17 protein-coding genes are annotated in these 15007 nt (G+C 67.4%); 12 read left to right on the top strand and 5 right to left on the bottom strand.

Annotated elements, in window-relative coordinates:
- Positions 1–29: 29 nt before the first annotated feature.
- Positions 30–863, bottom strand: coding sequence for a hypothetical protein (locus QM782_RS12935; RefSeq protein WP_415203315.1), 834 nt, complete (start codon positions 861–863; stop codon positions 30–32).
- Between the two features lie 139 nt (positions 864–1002).
- Between QM782_RS12935 and QM782_RS12940 the strand changes: the two genes are divergently transcribed.
- Positions 1003–2019, top strand: a complete 1017-nt coding sequence (locus QM782_RS12940; protein ID WP_415203316.1) for an IS110 family transposase — start codon at positions 1003–1005, stop codon at positions 2017–2019.
- A gap of 414 nt (positions 2020–2433) precedes the next feature.
- Here QM782_RS12940 and QM782_RS12945 read toward each other — a convergent pair whose 3' ends face one another.
- A complete protein-coding gene (locus QM782_RS12945; protein WP_415203317.1) occupies positions 2434–2991 on the bottom strand; it encodes a hypothetical protein in 558 nt (185 codons plus the stop codon).
- Between the two features lie 152 nt (positions 2992–3143).
- Between QM782_RS12945 and QM782_RS12950 the strand changes: the two genes are divergently transcribed.
- The 7 genes from QM782_RS12950 to QM782_RS12980 all read left to right on the top strand — a co-directional run bounded on the left by QM782_RS12950 (position 3144) and on the right by QM782_RS12980 (position 9264).
- Positions 3144–3803, top strand: coding sequence for a phage integrase N-terminal SAM-like domain-containing protein (locus QM782_RS12950; protein ID WP_415203318.1), 660 nt, complete (start codon positions 3144–3146; stop codon positions 3801–3803).
- Between the two features lie 204 nt (positions 3804–4007).
- A complete protein-coding gene (locus QM782_RS12955) occupies positions 4008–4124 on the top strand; it encodes a tyrosine-type recombinase/integrase (RefSeq protein ID WP_415203319.1) in 117 nt (38 codons plus the stop codon).
- A gap of 40 nt (positions 4125–4164) precedes the next feature.
- Positions 4165–5466: a replication-associated recombination protein A gene (locus QM782_RS12960; protein ID WP_415203320.1), complete on the top strand. Its 1302-nt coding sequence runs from the start codon at positions 4165–4167 to the stop codon at positions 5464–5466.
- Between the two features lie 162 nt (positions 5467–5628).
- A complete protein-coding gene (locus tag QM782_RS12965; RefSeq protein WP_415203321.1) occupies positions 5629–6558 on the top strand; it encodes a branched-chain amino acid ABC transporter permease in 930 nt (309 codons plus the stop codon).
- A 14-nt stretch (positions 6559–6572) separates the two neighbouring features.
- Entirely contained in the window at positions 6573–7766 is a 1194-nt protein-coding gene (locus QM782_RS12970) for a branched-chain amino acid ABC transporter permease (RefSeq protein WP_415203322.1), read from the top strand.
- A gap of 12 nt (positions 7767–7778) precedes the next feature.
- Complete coding sequence (locus QM782_RS12975; protein WP_415203323.1) at positions 7779–8549, top strand: ABC transporter ATP-binding protein; 771 nt, start codon at positions 7779–7781, stop codon at positions 8547–8549.
- A 1-nt stretch (position 8550) separates the two neighbouring features.
- Positions 8551–9264 (top strand): ABC transporter ATP-binding protein, encoded by a 714-nt coding sequence (locus QM782_RS12980; protein ID WP_415203324.1) that lies wholly within the window; start codon positions 8551–8553, stop codon positions 9262–9264.
- 15 nt (positions 9265–9279) lie between these two features.
- Here QM782_RS12980 and QM782_RS12985 read toward each other — a convergent pair whose 3' ends face one another.
- On the bottom strand, positions 9280–9828 hold the full coding sequence (locus tag QM782_RS12985) for an NUDIX hydrolase (protein WP_415203325.1): 549 nt from the start codon (positions 9826–9828) through the stop codon (positions 9280–9282).
- 43 nt (positions 9829–9871) lie between these two features.
- Positions 9872–10570, bottom strand: coding sequence for a fumarylacetoacetate hydrolase family protein (locus tag QM782_RS12990; RefSeq protein ID WP_415203326.1), 699 nt, complete (start codon positions 10568–10570; stop codon positions 9872–9874).
- A gap of 190 nt (positions 10571–10760) precedes the next feature.
- Here QM782_RS12990 and QM782_RS12995 point away from each other — a divergent pair, with 190 nt between their 5' ends.
- The 3 genes from QM782_RS12995 to pgeF all read left to right on the top strand — a co-directional run bounded on the left by QM782_RS12995 (position 10761) and on the right by pgeF (position 12945).
- Positions 10761–11432, top strand: coding sequence for an OmpA family protein (locus QM782_RS12995; RefSeq protein ID WP_415203327.1), 672 nt, complete (start codon positions 10761–10763; stop codon positions 11430–11432).
- Positions 11433–11533: 101 nt separating this feature from the next.
- Entirely contained in the window at positions 11534–12184 is a 651-nt protein-coding gene (gene maiA / locus QM782_RS13000) for a maleylacetoacetate isomerase (RefSeq protein WP_415203328.1), read from the top strand.
- Positions 12184–12945, top strand: coding sequence for a peptidoglycan editing factor PgeF (gene pgeF / locus QM782_RS13005; protein WP_415203329.1), 762 nt, complete (start codon positions 12184–12186; stop codon positions 12943–12945). The genes maiA and pgeF overlap by 1 nt, the downstream gene beginning before the upstream one ends.
- Here the strand turns inward: pgeF and QM782_RS13010 are convergent.
- Positions 12877–13176, bottom strand: a complete 300-nt coding sequence (locus QM782_RS13010; RefSeq protein WP_415203330.1) for a hypothetical protein — start codon at positions 13174–13176, stop codon at positions 12877–12879. The two genes, pgeF and QM782_RS13010, sit on opposite strands and share 69 nt — an antisense overlap.
- 81 nt (positions 13177–13257) lie before the next feature.
- Here QM782_RS13010 and phaC point away from each other — a divergent pair, with 81 nt between their 5' ends.
- On the top strand, positions 13258–14958 hold the full coding sequence (phaC, locus tag QM782_RS13015) for a class I poly(R)-hydroxyalkanoic acid synthase (RefSeq protein WP_415203331.1): 1701 nt from the start codon (positions 13258–13260) through the stop codon (positions 14956–14958).
- The last annotated feature ends 49 nt before the right edge of the window (positions 14959–15007 follow it).

The following is a 15007-nucleotide window of genomic DNA, read 5'->3' on the forward strand; positions in this document are numbered from 1 at the left end:
CTGGGAGTTAGAAACTCCCGGCTACCCGATTAGGCCTCATTTAGTAGAAGCCTTCTAATCTTCTGATCGTATTCAGGCAGACGAATACCGGCCTGTAGGCTAAGGCTCCACAGCCCCCTTTGACGGTCCTTGTTCAGCGGAATGAAGCCGAACTCTTGGCAAAGACGGACGCCGTCGGATGTAAAGGGATTGGCGAACAGAATTACGTCAGTATTGATGTTTAGCTTCGACGCGAAGTCAAACGCCCAGAGAAGAGTGGCAGCTTGATCGCGGGGCTTTTTCGATGTCGCACCGATAGATCCAATGTAGTATCCTTTCGCTGGCGTTGTGCCGGGTCTTATGTCATTTTCTTCGAGGGGTCGCGGTATCTCCATTGGCTTGGTCCTCTTAAGTCGCTTGATTGCGGCGGCCGTGAGTGGTTCGAAGTCGAAAAAGCCAACAATGGTTGCCGTGTAGTTGCCGCCTTTATTAGAAATCCGTAACACCTTAAAGCAAATCCTCGGGTTGCGCCGCATCCATCGGCCAAACTCGTCTTGCGGTACCAGGTCGGTGCCAAAGAGATCTTCGTATTTCGTATAAAGGAAATCAAGATCTTCGACAGTTGCTTGATCAACCTCATACGTAACCTTGCCAAGGACGGCCGTTTTTAATTTTTCCATCGGGGGCATAACTGTCCGAAGGTGAAGGGCTAGCCCTACCACAAGAGCCAGAACCCCTGCTGCAATTACTATTGCGCCAAACTGTTTCAGTTTTGCGCTCCAAGAGCCGAATTCTCCGCTTTGCTCTGCCGCAATTGATGCGGCGCCGATCGTGACAATTCCGAGTGAGATCGCGATCAGCATTTTGGCTACGGTCGTCCGCATGGCATGGCACCTGTTTTGATGAGGCCTAACGAATGAAAGGGACTTCCCCGTCCCGAACCCGCCGCATTGCGGCAACCGGCAACTCAGTGCCACGATGGGAATTGCGAACTCTCATCAACTCGTTCGAAAGGGGAAGTCCATGGCCATCGTATGCGTCGGTATCGATCTCGCCAAGAATGTTTTTGCCGTGCACGGCGTCAACGAGGCCGGCCGGGCCGAGTTGGTCCGGCCGAGCGTGGCGCGCGAGAAACTGCACGAGCTGCTCGCCGCCTTGCCGCCGTGCGTGATCGGCATGGAGGCCTGCTCGGGTGCGCACCATTGGGCGCGGCTGTTCACCGCCAGCGGCCACACCGTGCGCCTGATCGCACCGAAGTTCGTCACGCCCTACCGCATGAGCGGGCGGCGCGGCAAGAACGACGCGGCCGACGCCGCCGCGATCTTCGAGGCGGTGCAGCGCCCGCACATGCGTTTCGTGCCGGTCAAGAACCTGGCGCAGCAGTCCCAACTGATGCTGCACCGTGCCCGCCAGGGATTCGTCGAACAACGCACGGCCACGCTCAACCGCATCCGTGGCCTGCTCTCGGAGTTCGGCATCGTGCTGCCGCTCAAGGCCGCCACCGTGCGCCGGCGTGCCTGCGAATGCCTGGAGGATCTGCCCGGTTGGGCCAACACCATCGTGGGCGACCTGCTCAGCGAAGTCAGCCGGCTCGATGAGCGCATCGCGCAGTACGACCAATACATCCGCCAGGAGGCCCGCCAGGACGCGCGCGCCCAGTGGCTGATGCGCCTTCGCGGCGTGGGCGAGACCACCGCTACCTGTTTGCTGGCCATGGTCGGCAACGGCCACGAGTTCGAGTGCGGCCGTCAGTTGGCCGCCTGGCTGGGCCTGGTGCCCGGGCAGTACAGTTCCGGCGGAAAAGCCCGGCTGGGACGCATCACCAAGGCCGGTGACCCGTACCTGCGCAGCTTGTTGGTCATGGGCGCCAGAGCGGTGCTGGCCACGGCGAAGAACCAGCCCGATCCGGTCAGCCGCTGGGCGCTGGCGTTGCAGGAACGACGCGGCTATTGGAAAGCCGTGGTGGCCATCGCGGCCAAGAATGCGCGCATGGCCTGGGCGGTGCTCAGGCGCGGCGAGGACTTTGCGATGCCGGCCTGAGCGACCTGCCCAATGCCGTGCACCAATTGAGGATTCGAAATTGACCGCCGCGTGACGGCAAGCGTTGATGGCAACAGGTTTGGACCTGCGCGGGAAGTGACCGATAAGCTCTAGGGCGGCCTCACCGTCGCCGGCTAACGAATGGGTCTCTCGCGTGCGTCCTTCATCAGGGTCCGCAGCCATTGAACGGCTGCATCGATGACCGGTTGTAGTCTGGCCAGTCCGCACCTTGTTGACCTCAACTCTTTTGCAACGCTCGGCAGTCAGTTAATCAGGAAGATCCAATGTCCCACTGCGTGGGACGCATGGATGTTGGCTTGACAGATGGGGAAGCCCTTGTAGCAAGCTCAGCGGGCGGCGAAGCCGTCCGCTGGAGCGCAAGGTTGGGCGGAATTCGGCTTGAACGGTTTGAGCCTACTTGAGGAGAGCCTCAAGCTCGGCACGCCTGACTGTGGACTTTTGCAGTTCCGCCTGCTGCATCGTCAGCAGACCCTCCTGAAGTGCCAGATTCGCACGTTCGGCTTCTGCGCGATTCTTCCGCCCTTCTTTCTCGAATTGAGGAATGCTGTTGCGCATGTTCGCAATCTTAAGTTCGCTCTCTGCTACCGCCGCTTCCCACGTACCGATATCCTTCTTGACCTTCGCGAGTTCCTCGATGTCAACCTGTGCTCGTCTAGCCTGCTGTTCCGAAGTCTGGACTTGCTGCCTAAGGCGCTGCACTTCTAGTTCGAGTTGCTGTTTCTGCGACGTCCACTGCTCAGATTTGAGTGTAAGTTCTCTGTCCTTTCGAATAGATTCCTTGCTGGCTGAGATGTACTGGCCAATGTTTACTGCAAATGAAGCCAAGAAAGCAATGACGGCACCGACCGCCTTTGGATCTCGCCAGAAAGGTCGTCGTAGCGATAGAAGTTCGTGCCGCAGATTTTCTAGCTGCAAAGCGGCGGCCTCGTCCTTCGATGGTGTGTCGGCCATTTGAACTTCTCCTATGCAGCCCAACTAAATTTAGGCCAACCGATGCTACGCGCCGCTGGCGGCCCAAGTCAACGGCCGCTTTCGGGTAACACGTTGTTCCTTCATCACTTCGATGGACATCCAAACGGATTAGGCCGCCTAAAATCTCGCTGATGGAGCCCCAGTCCGTTTCGGCGAGCCCCGGGTCGCCTGCCAGCGCCGCCACCCCGTCCCAGCCGCCCAAGCTGCTCGATGCCCTGCGCGATCGCATCCGGGTGCTGCACTACTCGATCCGCACCGAGCGGGCCTACATGGACTGGGCCCGCCGCTTCATCCTGTTCCATGGCAAGCGCCACCCGCGGGACATGGGCGCACCGGAGATCACGGCTTTCCTGACGCACCTGGCGGTCGAGCGCAACGTTTCCGCCTCCACCCAGAACCAGGCCAAGGCCGCCATCCTGTTTCTCTACAAGGAGGTGCTGCAGCATGACCTTCCCTGGCTGGACGAAGTGGTTTCGGCCAAGAAGGCACGCCGCCTGCCCGTGGTGCTCACGCAGCGCGAGGTGCGCGAACTGCTGCTGCAGTTGCAGGGCACGAACTGGCTGGTTGCGTCGCTGCAGCATGGCACCGGCGCGCGCATCCTCGAAGCCTTGCGCCTGCGCGTGAAGGACGTCGAGCTCGAACGACGAGAACTGGTCGTGCGTGAAGGCAAGGGCAACAAGGACCGCGTGACCGTGCTGCCCAGGAACCTGATCGCGCCGCTGCGCGACCAGATGGAGCGGGTCTGCGTGTTGCACCGTGAGGATCTGGATGCTGGCTGCGGCGCCGTCTGATTGCCAAACGCGCTGGCCGTCAGTCAAGTACCCCAGGCCGCCACGGCGTGGCGGCTGACAGCACGTATTTCCCAGTGCTGTGCGTTCGGTGGACCCGCGCTCGGGCGCGGAGTGGCGCCACCATCTGCACGACCAACCAGTGCAGAAAGCCGTGGCCGTGGCGGTGTCCGCCGTGCCGGCATCGACAAGCCCTGCACCCCGCACGTGCTGCGACACTCCTTCGCCACGCACATGCTGCAGTCCGGCGACGACATCCACACCGCGCAGGACCTGCCCGGCCACAGGGCGTGCGCACTACCATGGCCTGCACGCACGTCCTGAACAAGGGCGGCCGCGGCGTGCTGAGCCCGCTGGACACCCTATGAGCCGATCACCCCATCCTCTCCACCAACCCCTGCCCGAACGCCTGCGCCCCAAGTCCCTGGGCGAGGTCGTCGGCCAGCAGCACCTGCTCGGCGAGGGCATGCCGCTGCGCATCGCGTTCGAATCCGGCCAGCCGCATTCCTGCATCCTGTGGGGCCCGCCGGGCACCGGCAAGACGACGATCGCGCGGCTGATGGCGGATGCCTTCGACGCGCAGTTCATCGCGATCAGCGCGGTGCTCGGCGGCGTCAAGGACATCCGCGAGGCGGTGGAGCGCGCCCAGGCCGCGCGCGAGGGGCTGGCGCCGCAGGGCACCATCGTGTTCGTCGACGAGGTGCACCGCTTCAACAAGAGCCAGCAGGACGCCTTCCTGCCGCACGTGGAGAGCGGGCTGTTCACCTTCATCGGCGCGACTACCGAGAACCCGTCGTTCGAGGTCAACTCCGCGCTGCTGTCGCGCGCGGCCGTCTACGTGCTGCAGCCGCTGGGCGAGGCAGAGCTGCGCGAGATCGCGGCGCGCGCGCAGGCCGTCGGCGGGGTGCCAACCATCGAACCCAAGGCGCTGGACCGGCTGGTCGCCTACGCCGACGGCGATGCGCGCCGGCTGCTGAACACGCTGGAGACGCTGGCCGTGGCGGCGCGGCAGGAGGAGCTGGCGGCGATCGACGACGCCTGGCTGCTGCGCGTGCTGGGCGAGCGCATGCGCCGCTACGACAAGGGCGGCGACCAGTTCTACGACAGCATCAGCGCGCTGCACAAGTCGGTGCGTGGCTCCGACCCGGACGCGGCGCTGTACTGGCTGGTGCGCATGCTGGACGGCGGCGCCGAGCCGCGCTACCTGGCGCGCCGCCTGGTGCGCATGGCCAGCGAGGACGTCGGCCTGGCCGACCCGCGCGCGCTGCGCCTGGCGCTGGACGCGGCCGAGGTCTACGAGCGCCTGGGCTCGCCCGAGGGCGAGCTGGCGCTGGCCGAGTGCGTGGTCTACCTGGCGGTGGCGCCCAAGTCCAACGCCGTCTACACGGCCTACAGCCAGGCCCGCGCCTTCGTGCGGCACGACGGCACGCGGCCCGTGCCGCTGCACCTGCGCAACGCGCCGACCAAGCTGATGAAGAGCCTGGACTACGGCAAGCACTACCGCTACGCGCACGACGAGGAGGAGGGCTTCGCGGCCGGCGAGCGCTACTTTCCCGAGGGGATGGACGAGCCGCGTTTCTACGAGCCGGTGCCGCGCGGGCTGGAGCTGAAGATCGGCGAGAAACTGGCCGCGCTGCGCGAGAAGAACCGCCAGGCGCGCGGCTGAACGGGCCGGTTTTCCAGAGGGAAAACCCCGCCCGCATACACCTCTGCGCGGCGCAGGCCCGTGGCTACAATCGCGCCCCGACCCGCAGCCGTACTGGCCTGGCGGGCTTTTTGCTAGCCCCCACAAAGGGCTGCGCACTGGGCGTACGGCCACGGAGAACGAATGGATATCTTGCTACAGCAGATCATCAATGGTCTGGTGATGGGCAGCATGTACGCGTTGGTGGCCCTGGGCTACACGATGGTGTACGGCATCATCAACCTGATCAACTTCGCGCACGGCGAGGTGCTGATGGTCGGCGCGCTGACCAGCTGGTCGATCATCGGCCTGATGCAGCAGAGCATGCCGGGCACGCCGGGCTGGATCATCCTGGTCGTCGCCATGCTGATCGCCTGCGTGGTGGCCGCCGCGCTCAACTTCGTGATCGAGAAGGTGGCCTACCGGCCGCTGCGCAACAGCCCCAAGCTGGCCCCGCTGATCACCGCCATCGGCATGTCCATCCTGCTGCAGACGCTGGCGATGATCATCTGGAAGCCCAACTACAAGGCCTACCCGACGCTGCTGCCGGGCGACCCGATCCACATCGGCGGCGCCGTCATCTCGCCGACGCAGATCCTGATCCTGGGGCTCACGGCGGTGTCGCTGTCGGTGCTGATGTGGGTGGTCAACTTCACGCGGCTGGGCCGCGCGATGCGGGCCACGGCCGAGAACCCGCGCGTGGCCGCGCTGATGGGCGTCAAGCCCGACATGGTGATCTCGGCCACCTTCATCATCGGCGCGGTGCTGGCGGCGATCGCCGGCGTGATGTACGCGTCGAACTACGGCACGGCGCAGCACTCCATGGGCTTCCTGCCGGGCCTCAAGGCGTTCACCGCCGCGGTGTTCGGCGGCATCGGCAACCTGGGCGGCGCCGTGGTCGGCGGCATCCTGCTGGGGCTGATCGAGGCCATCGGCTCGGGCTACATCGGCCAGCTGACCGGCGGCGTGCTGGGCAGCCACTACTCGGACATCTTCGCGTTCCTGGTGCTGATCTTCATCCTGACGCTCCGGCCGTCCGGCCTGCTGGGCGAACGCGTGGCCGACCGGGCCTGAACGGGGGCGCCGCCATGTCCTTCTTCAAGAACCACAAGCCGCTGACCCTGGCGATCTGCGCCGTCGTGCTGCTGGGGCTGCCGCTGCTGCTGCAGTCCTTCGGCAACGCCTGGGTGCGCATCGCCGACATGTCGCTGCTGTACATCATGCTGGCGCTGGGGCTGAACATCGTGGTGGGCTTCGCCGGCCTGCTGGACCTGGGCTTCGTGGCGTTCTTCGCGGTCGGCGCCTACCTGTTCGGGCTGATGGCCTCGCCGCACCTGACGGAGACCTTCGAGGCCTTCCGCGCGATGTTCCCGAACGGGCTGCACACCTCGCTGTGGCTGGTCATCCCGCTCGGGGCCGCGGTGGCCGGGCTGTTCGGCGTGCTGCTCGGCGCGCCGACGCTGAAGCTGCGCGGCGACTACCTGGCGATCGTGACGCTGGGCTTCGGCGAGATCATCCGCGTGTTCCTGAACAACCTGGACTACCCGGTCAACATCACCAACGGGCCCAAGGGGCTGATCCAGATCGACTCGATCAAGCTGTTCGGGCTGGACTTCGGCCGCACGCTGAAGCTGGGCGGCTTCTCGCTGCCCTCGGTCACGCTGTACTACTACCTGTTCCTGCTGCTGGTGATCGTCAGCATCGTGCTGTGCCACCGGATGGAGGTCTCGCGCATCGGCCGCGCCTGGATGGCGATCCGCGAGGACGAGATCGCCGCCAAGGCCATGGGCATCAACACCCGCAACATGAAGCTGCTGGCCTTCGGCATGGGCGCGGCCTTCGGCGGCGTCGCCGGCGTGATGTTCAGCGCGTTCCAGGGCTTCATCTCGCCCGAGTCGTTCACGCTGATGGAGTCCGTGATGATCGTGGCCATGGTGGTGCTGGGCGGCATCGGCCACCTGCCGGGCGTGGTGCTGGGCGCGGTGCTGCTGTCGGCGCTGCCCGAGGTGCTGCGCTACGTGGCCGGCCCGCTGCAGGCGATGACGGACGGCCGGCTCGACGCGCCGATCCTGCGCCAGCTGATGATCGCGCTGGCCATGATCATCGTGATGCTGCTGCGCCCGCGCGGGCTGTGGCCCTCGCCGGAGCACGGCAAGGCGCTGATCCGCAAGATGGCGCCGGACCCGGTGCCCGGCTCGGCCCAGGCCATCACGCCGGGCGTGGACACGCCGGCCGACGCCGTGCCCGGCCGCGGCGACCGCCCGATGTCCATCAACCCCTGAGCGCGAGGCGACATGGCGGACATCATCCTGAACGTCAGCGGCATCTCCAAGCGCTTCGGCGGCCTGCAGGCGCTCTCCGACGTGGGCCTGACGATCGAGCGCGGCCAGGTCTACGGCCTGATCGGCCCGAACGGCGCCGGCAAGACCACCTTCTTCAACGTCATCACCGGGCTGTACACGCCCGACAGCGGCAGCTTCGAGCTGGCCGGCAAGCCGTACCGGCCGACGGCCGTGCACGAAGTGGCGCAGGCCGGCATCGCGCGCACCTTCCAGAACATCCGGCTGTTCGCCGAGATGACGGCGCTGGAGAACGTGATGGTCGGCCGCCATGTGCGCACGCGCTCGGGCCTGCTGGGCGCGCTGCTGCGCACGCCCGGCTTCAAGGCCGAGGAGGCCGCCATCGCCGAGCGCGCGCAGGAGCTGCTGGACTACGTGGGCATCGGCAAGCTGACGGACTACAAGGCCCGCACGCTGAGCTACGGCGACCAGCGCCGGCTGGAGATCGCCCGCGCGCTGGCCACCGACCCGCAGCTGATCGCGCTGGACGAGCCGGCCGCCGGCATGAACGCGACCGAGAAGGTGCAGCTGCGCGAGCTGATCGACCGCATCCGCAAGGACCACCGCACGATCCTGCTGATCGAGCACGACGTGAAGCTGGTGATGGGCCTGTGCGACCGGGTGACGGTGCTGGACTACGGCAAGCAGATCGCCGCCGGTACGCCGGCCGAGGTGCAGAAGAACGAGAAGGTGATCGAGGCCTACCTGGGCACGGGAGCGCATTGAGATGACGGTACTGCTCAAGGTCCAGGGCCTGCGGGTGGCCTACGGCGGCATCCAGGCCGTCAAGGGCATCGATTTCGAGGTCCGGCAGGGCGAGCTGGTCTCGCTGATCGGCTCCAACGGCGCCGGCAAGACGACCACGATGAAGGCCATCACCGGCACGCTGCCGGCCAGTGGCGGCAGCATCGAGTACCTGGGCCGGCCGGTGCGCGGGCAGGGCGCCTGGGACCTCGTCCGGCAGGGCCTGGCCATGGTGCCGGAGGGCCGCGGCGTGTTCGCGCGCATGACCATCACCGAGAACCTGCAGATGGGCGCCTACGTGCGCAGCGACAAGGCCGGCATCGCCGAGGACATCGAGAAGATGTTCACCATCTTCCCGCGCCTGCGCGAGCGCAAGGACCAGCTGGCCGGCACCATGTCCGGCGGCGAGCAGCAGATGCTGGCCATGGGCCGCGCGCTGATGAGCCGGCCCAAGGTGCTGCTGCTGGACGAGCCGTCGATGGGCCTGTCGCCGATCATGGTCGACAAGATCTTCGAGGTCGTGCGCGACGTGCACGCGCAGGGCGTGACCATCCTGCTGGTCGAGCAGAATGCCAGCCGCGCGCTGGCGATCGCCGACCGCGCCTACGTGATGGAGTCCGGCATCGTCACGATGAGCGGCGACGCCAAGCTGATGTTGAGCGACCCGAAGGTGCGGGCCGCGTACCTGGGCGAGTGAGCGCGGGCCGGCCGCCTACGCGATGTCCAGCTGGTGCAGCCCGAAGCGGCCGGCCTTGCGGTCCGCGAAGAACCACTGCAGCGTCTCGCGCACGGTGCGGAAGGCGACCTCGTCCCAGGGGATCTCGTGCTCGTGGAACAGCCGCGCCTCGATGGTCTCGTGGCCCGGCGCGAAGCGGTCGTGCAGTAGCCGCGCGCGGTAGAACATGTGGACCTGGCCGACGCGCACTACGTTCATCACGCTGAACAGCTCGCCCATCTCGTAGGCCGCGCCGGCTTCCTCGTCGGTCTCGCGCGCGGCGCCTTCGGCGGTGGTCTCGCCCAGTTCCATGAAGCCGGCCGGCAGCGTCCACTTGCCCCAGCGCGGCTCGATGTTGCGCTTGCACAGCAGCACGCGCTCGCCGAGCACCGGCACCGTGCCGACCACGATCAGCGGGTTCTCGTAGTGGATGGTGCCGCAGGCTGGGCACACGGCGCGTTCCTTGGTATCGCCGTCGTCGGGTACGCGGTAGACCACGGCGGCGCCGCATTCGCGGCAGTGCTTGATGAGGGGGCGCAAGCTCATGCGGGCAGTGTAAGGGCGCCGTGCCCGGGCCCGCGCGGCCGCATCAGCCCGAGATCCTGACCGACAGCCCTTCCAGCCCGGCCACGCCGCCGCTGAGCAGGTCGCCCGCCACGACGGCGGCCACGCCTTCGGGCGTGCCGCTGAAGATCAGGTCGCCCGGCTGCAGCGTCCAGGCGGCCGACAGGTGCTCGATGGTCTCGCCGATGTTCCAGATCAGCTGCGAGACGTTGCTGCGCTGGCGGTCCTGGCCGTTGACCTGCAGGAAGATCTCGGCGTTCGCCACGTCGCCGGCCTGGGCCGCCGGCGTGATCGGGCCGATCGGCGCGGACTGGTCGAAGCCCTTGCCGATGCACCAGGGCCGGCCCTGCTTCTTCATTTCGCCCTGCAGGTCGCGGCGCGTCATGTCCAGCCCTACGGCGTAGCCGAAGATGTGCCGGTGCGCGTCGGCGGCCCGGATGTCGCGCCCGCCGGTGCCGATGGCCACCACCAGCTCGATCTCGTGGTGCAGGTCCCGGGTCAGGCTGGGGTAGGCGATGGCGCCGGTCTGGCCCGCCGGCACCGGCACCACGGCGTCGGCCGGCTTCATGAAGAAGAAGGGGGGCTCGCGGCCGGTGAAGCCCATCTCCTTGGCATGCTCGGCATAGTTGCGGCCGACACAGTAGACGCGGTGGACCGGGAACGCGGCGTCCTGGCCGACGACCGGAATGGCGACGGATGGCGGGGGCGGGAAGACGAAGCGCATCGGGACCTTTCAGACGGGCTGTGACAATGGGCCGGCCAGTGTGCCACGGGGTGGGCGACGACGAAGGCGTGCGCGCTCGTCCGACATGCCGAGGCGTCGGGCGCGACTGGCGCCGGTGCCCCGGCATCGGGTACAACTGCCGCCCATCGTCATTGCCGCATCGGCGGTTCCACAACAACAGGAGTCCAGCATGGCCCTCTTCGCTTCGTCTTCCCTTTCCGCGTCTTCCAGCCGGCTGCTGCCGCGCGCCGGCATCGCGGCCACGGCCCTCGCGCTGCTGCTGGGCGGCTGCGCCAACATGAGCGAGACCCAGAAGGGCACCGCCATCGGTGCCGGCGTCGGCGCCGCGGCCGGCGCCCTGGTCGGCAAGGGCAAGGGCGCTGCCATCGGCGCCGGCGTGGGCGCGCTGGGCGGCTACATCTGGTCGAACCACATGCAGCAGAAGAAGGCCGAGATGGAGCGGGCGACCGCCGGCACCGGCGTGTCCGTCACCCAGACGGCCGACAACCAGCTCAAGCTGGAGATCCCCAGCGACATCTCGTTCGACACCGGCCGCGCCGACATCCGGCCTTCGCTGCGGCCGATCCTGGACCAGTTCGCCAACGGCCTGCGCGACCAGCCGAACACCGAGATCCGCATCATCGGCCACACCGATTCCACGGGTTCGGATGCGATCAACGACCCGCTGTCGCTGCAGCGGGCCAACAGCGCGCGCGACTATCTGGCCGACCGCGGCGTCGATCCGCGCCGCATCCTGACCGCCGGCCGCGGCTCGCACGAGCCGATCGCCGACAACGGCAGCGATGCCGGCCGCGCCAGGAACCGCCGGGTGGAGATCTACCTGGCCGAACGCCAGGGATGACGCAGGGCCGTGGCGGTCGCGCGCGCCGCCTGGCGGAAGGCGGCCCGGCCGGGCCGGCGCGGTGCCGATAATCGGCCGCGCCACCATTCCATGCCGCCGCCATGAAGCTCTACAACTACTTCCGCTCCTCGGCCTCCTTCCGCGTCCGCATCGCGCTGAACCTGAAGGGCCTGGCCTACGACTACGAGCCGATCCACCTGGTCAAGGGGGTGCACCGCCAGGATGCCTTCGCGGCCGTCTCGGCCGACGGGCTGGTGCCGGTGCTGGAGGTCGACGGCGTGCGGCTGTCGCAGTCGATGGCCATCATCGAGTACCTGGACGAGACCCGGCTCGAGCCGCGGCTGCTGCCGGCCGAGCCGCTGGCGCGGGCCCAGGTGCGTGCGCTGGCGCAGTCCATCGCCTGCGAGATCCATCCCCTGAACAACCTGCGCGTGCTGAAGTACCTGGGGCGTGAACTGCAGTTGGGCGAGGACGCCAGGAACGCCTGGTACCGGCACTGGTGCCGCACCGGCCTGGAGGCCTTCGAGCGCCAGCTGGCGCAGCTGCGCGAAGCGGGCCGTGGCGGGCCGTTCTGCTTCGGCGACACGCCCACGCTGGCCGACTGCTGCCTGGTGCCGCAGATCTTCAACGCCCGGCGCTACGAGGTCGACCTGTCGGGCCTGCCGCTGACGCTGGCCGCCTGCGAGGCCGCCCTGGCGCTGCCGGCCGTGCAGCAGGCGCAGCCGTCGGCCTGTCCGGACTTCGAGGCCTGATGGACCTGCTGGTGCCCGATTGGCCGGCGCCGGCCGGCGTGCGGGCGCTGCACACCACGCGCGCCGGCGGCGTCTCGGCCGCGCCCTACGACAGCCTGAACCTGGGCGACCACGTCGGCGATGCGCCGCAGGCCGTGGTGCGCAACCGGCAGCTGCTGGCGCGGCAGACCGGCGGCGTGCCGGTGTTCCTGCAGCAGGTGCACGGCGCGGCCGTGGTGCCGCTGTCGCCGCAAGGGTCGGCCGAACCCCTGCAGGCCGATGCCAGCTGGACGAGCCGGACCGGCGTGGCCTGCACGATCCTGGTGGCCGACTGCCTGCCCGTGCTGTTCTGCGACCGCGAGGGCCGCGCCGTGGCGGCGGCCCATGCCGGCTGGCGCGGCCTGGCGGGTGGCGTGCTGGAGGCGACCGTGGCGGCCCTGCGTGCTGCGCTGCCGCATGGCGCGGAGCTGCTCGCCTGGCTCGGCCCCTGCATCGGGCCGGCCGCGTTCGAGGTGGGCGAGGAGGTCAAGGCCGCGTTCGAGGCCGGCCATGCCGAGGCGGTGCGGCATTTCCGCGCGCGGGCCGGCGATGCCGTGCACGGCAAGTGGCTGGCCGACCTGCCGGCGCTGGCGCGCCTGCGGCTGCGGGCGGCCGGCGTGCCGTCGGTCCACGGCAATGACGGCAGCGCCGCCTGGTGCACCGTGGCCAACGCCTCACGGTTCTTTTCGTACCGGCGCGACGGGGTCTGCGGGCGCATGGCCGCCAGCGTCTGGCGTGTCTGATGGCGGTTGCGCGCGTGCGGCCCGCTGGCGCTCGGCCTCGGCGGCTTCGCGGGCGCGCAGCAGCTTGCGCCGCGCCGGCGTCAGCATCAGGTAAACCACCAGTGCCACGGGAACGAGGCCATAGAGTACAAAGGTCACAATCGCTCCAAGCAGCGTTCCCTGCGTGCTCGTGGCCTCGGCCACCGCCATCATCAGCGCCACGTACATCCACGCGATCACGACCAGGTACATAAAGGTAACAAGGGTTGCCGTCCTGAACGGACGGCTGGTGTAATAGGGGTTTACCCTCAATTCAAGGGTCGAGGAGACTGAATGAATTCTCAAGCAGACTGGACGCAGGCCGCCCAGCAATTCCAGAGCCTGATGGGCGAGATGCTGAACAAGGCCGTGCACGCCGGGGCCGCGCCCATCGGCGCCGTCTCGCCCAGCAGCGTGTCGGCGCTGTCGTTCGCGCCCGACAAGCTGCAGGAATTGCAGCAGCAGTACCTGCGCGAGGCTGGCGAACTGTGGGGCCAGGGCATGCAGCAGTCGCTGAAGCGCGACCGGCGCTTCTCCGGCGAGGCCTGGTCCAGCAATCCCGTGGCGTCCTTCGCCGCGGCCACCTACCTGCTGAACGCGCGCACCCTGCTGGGCCTGGCCGACGCCGTGCAGGCCGACGCCAAGACGCGGGCCCGCGTGCGCTTCGCGGTCGAGCAGTGGATGGCGGCCACCGCGCCGAGCAACTTCCTGGCGCTGAACCCCGATGCCCAGGCGCTGGCGCTCAAGACCAAGGGCGAGAGCATCGCCAAGGGCATGCAGAACCTGCTGCACGACATCGCGCAGGGCCATGTGTCGATGACCGACGAGAGCCTGTTCGAGGTCGGCCGCAACGTCGCCACCACCGAGGGCGCGGTGGTGTTCGAGTGCGAGCTGTTCCAGCTGATCGAGTACAAGCCGCTGACCGCCAAGATCCACGAGCGGCCGTTCCTGCTGGTGCCGCCGTGCATCAACAAGTTCTACATCCTGGACCTGCAGCCGGACAACTCCTTCATCCGCTACGCGGTCGAGCAGGGCCACCGCACCTTCGTCGTCAGCTGGCGCAACCCCGACCAGTCGTTCGCCGACAAGACCTGGGACGACTACATCCAGGACGCCGCGATCCGCGCGATCGAGGTGGTGCAGGACCTGACCGGCGCCCCGCAGATCAACGCGCTGGGCTTCTGCGTCGGCGGCACCATCCTGACCACGGCGCTGGCGGTGCTGGCCGCGCGCGGCGAGAAGCCGGTGGCCTCGCTGACGCTGCTGACCACGCTGCTGGACTTTTCCGACACCGGCGTGCTGGACGTGTTCATCGACGAGAACATGGTCAAGTTCCGCGAGATGCAGATGGGCAAGAGCGGCCTGCTGCCGGGCGGCGACCTGGCCTCCACCTTCAGCTTCCTGCGGCCGAACGAACTGGTCTGGAACTACGTGGTCGGCAACTACCTCAAGGGCGAGACGCCGCCGCCGTTCGACCTCTTGTACTGGAACAGCGATTCCACCAACCTGCCCGGCCCGTTCTACGCCTGGTACCTGCGCAACACCTACCTGGAGAACCGGCTGATCAAGCCCGGCGCGGCCACGGTCTGCGGCGAGAAGATCGACCTGTCCAAGCTCGACATCCCGGTCTACATCTACGGCTCGCGCGAGGACCACATCGTGCCGATCGGCGGCGCCTACGCCTCCACCCAGGTCCTGCCGGGCAAGAAGCGCTTCGTGATGGGCGCCTCCGGCCACATCGCCGGCGTGATCAACCCGCCGGCCAAGAAGAAGCGCAGCTACTGGACCAACAGCGCCACCAAGTTCCCGGCCGACGTGCAGGACTGGATCGACGGCGCCACCGAGCATGCCGGCAGCTGGTGGCCCGACTGGTCCGAATGGCTGGCCAGCCATGCGGGCCGACAGGTCGCCGCGCCGCGCAACTACGGCCGCGCCCAATCACAATACCAGGCGATCGAGCCCGCGCCCGGCCGCTACGTGAAGGCCAAGGCCTGACTCGATTCCGCCATCTCATCTCATCGCATCATCATCACTAGATAGGAAG

Origin of the sequence: Pseudorhodoferax sp., assembly GCF_047601025.1 — a bacterium.
Classification (GTDB): domain Bacteria; phylum Pseudomonadota; class Gammaproteobacteria; order Burkholderiales; family Burkholderiaceae_C; genus Pseudorhodoferax.

Excerpts from the sequence above, each read along its gene's own strand:
- QM782_RS12960 (WP_415203320.1), top strand. The coding sequence starts at position 4,165 with ATGAGCCGATCACCCCATCCTCTCCACCAACCCCTGCCCGAACGCCTG.
- QM782_RS12965 (WP_415203321.1), top strand. The coding sequence starts at position 5,629 with ATGGATATCTTGCTACAGCAGATCATCAATGGTCTGGTGATGGGCAGC.
- QM782_RS12950 (WP_415203318.1), top strand. The coding sequence starts at position 3,144 with ATGGAGCCCCAGTCCGTTTCGGCGAGCCCCGGGTCGCCTGCCAGCGCC.
- QM782_RS12995 (WP_415203327.1), top strand. The coding sequence starts at position 10,761 with ATGGCCCTCTTCGCTTCGTCTTCCCTTTCCGCGTCTTCCAGCCGGCTG.
- QM782_RS12980 (WP_415203324.1), top strand. The coding sequence starts at position 8,551 with ATGACGGTACTGCTCAAGGTCCAGGGCCTGCGGGTGGCCTACGGCGGC.
- QM782_RS12940 (WP_415203316.1), top strand. The coding sequence starts at position 1,003 with ATGGCCATCGTATGCGTCGGTATCGATCTCGCCAAGAATGTTTTTGCC.
- QM782_RS12970 (WP_415203322.1), top strand. The coding sequence starts at position 6,573 with ATGTCCTTCTTCAAGAACCACAAGCCGCTGACCCTGGCGATCTGCGCC.
- pgeF (WP_415203329.1), top strand. The coding sequence starts at position 12,184 with ATGGACCTGCTGGTGCCCGATTGGCCGGCGCCGGCCGGCGTGCGGGCG.
- QM782_RS12985 (WP_415203325.1), bottom strand. The coding sequence starts at position 9,828 with ATGAGCTTGCGCCCCCTCATCAAGCACTGCCGCGAATGCGGCGCCGCC.
- phaC (WP_415203331.1), top strand. The coding sequence starts at position 13,258 with ATGAATTCTCAAGCAGACTGGACGCAGGCCGCCCAGCAATTCCAGAGC.
- QM782_RS12975 (WP_415203323.1), top strand. The coding sequence starts at position 7,779 with ATGGCGGACATCATCCTGAACGTCAGCGGCATCTCCAAGCGCTTCGGC.
- QM782_RS12935 (WP_415203315.1), bottom strand. The coding sequence starts at position 863 with ATGCGGACGACCGTAGCCAAAATGCTGATCGCGATCTCACTCGGAATT.
- QM782_RS12990 (WP_415203326.1), bottom strand. The coding sequence starts at position 10,570 with ATGCGCTTCGTCTTCCCGCCCCCGCCATCCGTCGCCATTCCGGTCGTC.
- QM782_RS13010 (WP_415203330.1), bottom strand. The coding sequence starts at position 13,176 with ATGTACCTGGTCGTGATCGCGTGGATGTACGTGGCGCTGATGATGGCG.
- maiA (WP_415203328.1), top strand. The coding sequence starts at position 11,534 with ATGAAGCTCTACAACTACTTCCGCTCCTCGGCCTCCTTCCGCGTCCGC.
- QM782_RS12945 (WP_415203317.1), bottom strand. The coding sequence starts at position 2,991 with ATGGCCGACACACCATCGAAGGACGAGGCCGCCGCTTTGCAGCTAGAA.